Here is a 2,126-nt window from a genome sequence, read left to right as displayed (position 1 = left end):
TTTGATAAAATCAGTATAATTCAGTTTGCGGCGGTTGACAAGACGCGGTTTTGGGGGAAATCAAGGGGAGGGGGTGTTATAATAAAGCAGCTTGGATTTGAAACGGCCAAAGAGGAAGAAGGAGGATTGGGTTATGGATTTGCGGTTCAATGAATATCCAGAGGACATGATGCCAAGAGAAGCATTAGAGCCCTATTTTGCCCAGTGCGATACCATTTTCAGGACCGGAAAATCCAGCCTGTCCGCCATAGATAAGGCGGCTGAAATTTCCATTTTTATTTTTTTAAAGATTTTTTCCAATGACGGCAGGGATCGGGAATACCGGGAGGAGAACGGCGCCAGCGTATGGGAAAATGTGCAGAAGGGAAATGTTTCCATTGTCAACGGGGTTTTCAGGGATTTTTTGAACAGGCAGTATGAAAATGTGTTTCCGGCACAGCTGATTAAGGTGGATTCCCGCATGACGAGGGATCTGGCCCGGATTATCGACGAGATGTTTGAAAAGTGTCAGATAGACCGCATGACGGATGTGAAGGGAAATGCTCTGGAATACTACCAGAAGGATTCCAAGGATAAAAAAATCGGAGAATTTTTTACGCCCCGTCATTTGATTGAATTGATCATTTTTCTGGTAAATCCACAGATTACCTTTCAGAAAAACGACGCCGGGCAATATATTACGGATGAAAACGGCAATCGTGTGATCCAATCTGTGGAGAGAATTTATGATCCCGCCTGCGGAAGCGGCGGCTTTTTAATCACAGCCTTCCAGACCTACCTGGAAAAGTATGGAAAGTATGGAGTGACCAACGAGAATCTGCGGGAAAATGTGATTTTTGGCAACGAACTTAAGGATACCACGGCCATGCTCACAAAATTGAACATGATTCTTTTGGGGGACGGCCACAGCCGTATTTCCAATGAAAACGCCCTGGACATTCTCCATGTAAAGCCGGTAAATGACAAGGTGCGGGAGTTTCATAAGGAATTTTTCGGAAAATTTGACATTGTCATGGCCAATCATCCCTATGGGCTGGAGGAGCCCAAAAAGCCGGACGAATTGTTTGTGAGGCATATGATAGAAAGCGTGCGGGAGGGAGGCAGAATTGCCTGCATTGTGGGGGAGACGCTGCTGTTTCATAGAACCTATGCCGCTTTTCGGGGATGGATGCTGGAAAATATCACGGTGGAGGCAATTATTTCCCTGCCCCAGGGAGTTTTTAATCCCTATACCGACGTAAAGACCAGTATTTTGCTGCTTTCCAAGGAAAAGCCGAAAAAGGGCCATAAGACCTGGCTGGTGGATCTGCAGAAGGACGGATTCGATCTGAATCTGCGCAGAAGTCCTATCCCGGAGAATGATATCCCAAGGGTGAAACGGCTCTGGGAGCGCTGGGGCGGATATGAGGTGGAGGATAGTATGGGTAAAGCTGTCGCCAGATCCTATCACAGGGAGGAAACGGGCTTTGCGGAGTTTCACAAGCTGGATAAGTCCAACTGGTGTGTGAAACGGTATAACACGCCCCTTATGAGCGTTGGCACCAAATACACACTGTATCCGATTTCAAGCCTGCTTGCCAGAGTGAAGGATGCAGTGGACATTGAGGATGACAGGCTTTATAAGCAGGTTACGGTTCAAATGCACAATCAGGGGATTGTGCTGCGCACCAGACAGTATGGCAGTGAAATCGGAACGAAAAAGCAGTTTGTGATCAGAGCGGGACAGTTTTTGATTTCTAAAATTGACGCTAGAAACGGCGCCTATGGAATTGTTCCCCCGGAATTGGACGGGGCGGTGATTACAGGCAATTTTTGGACCTATGCCATCAATAGGGACATTGTTCTGCCCGACTATTTAACTTATCTGATGCGCCACGACTTTTTTCTGAAAATGTGCAGCACCTGCAGCTACGGGGCTACCAACAGGTGGTATCTGGATGAGGCTACCTTTAATCACTTTAAGGTTCCTGTGCCTGACATAGAGGAGCAGAGAAAGATTCTGGAAAAAATAAAACAGCATGCGGAAAAGATAGAGGAGTCGAAGCGGGAAATCCAAAAGCAGGAAGAAAGTATTATGTCCATAATTGATGAAATAATCTTAAGATTTTGAACCTTGCGCCCTGGGG

The 2,126-nt window shown here is 46.5% G+C and carries 1 protein-coding gene; it reads left to right on the top strand.

Features of this window, described 5'->3' with window-relative positions:
* Window positions 1–133: 133 nt before the first annotated feature.
* Window positions 134–2,110, top strand: coding sequence for an N-6 DNA methylase (locus tag AC1WIP_RS14935; protein ID WP_481142575.1), 1,977 nt, complete (start codon window positions 134–136; stop codon window positions 2,108–2,110).
* Window positions 2,111–2,126 lie beyond the last annotated feature (16 nt).

It is taken from the genome of Acetatifactor sp. (assembly GCF_982438285.1).
The sequence above is the reverse complement of the archived record's forward strand: the minus strand, read 5'-3'. Positions and strand labels throughout refer to the sequence as shown.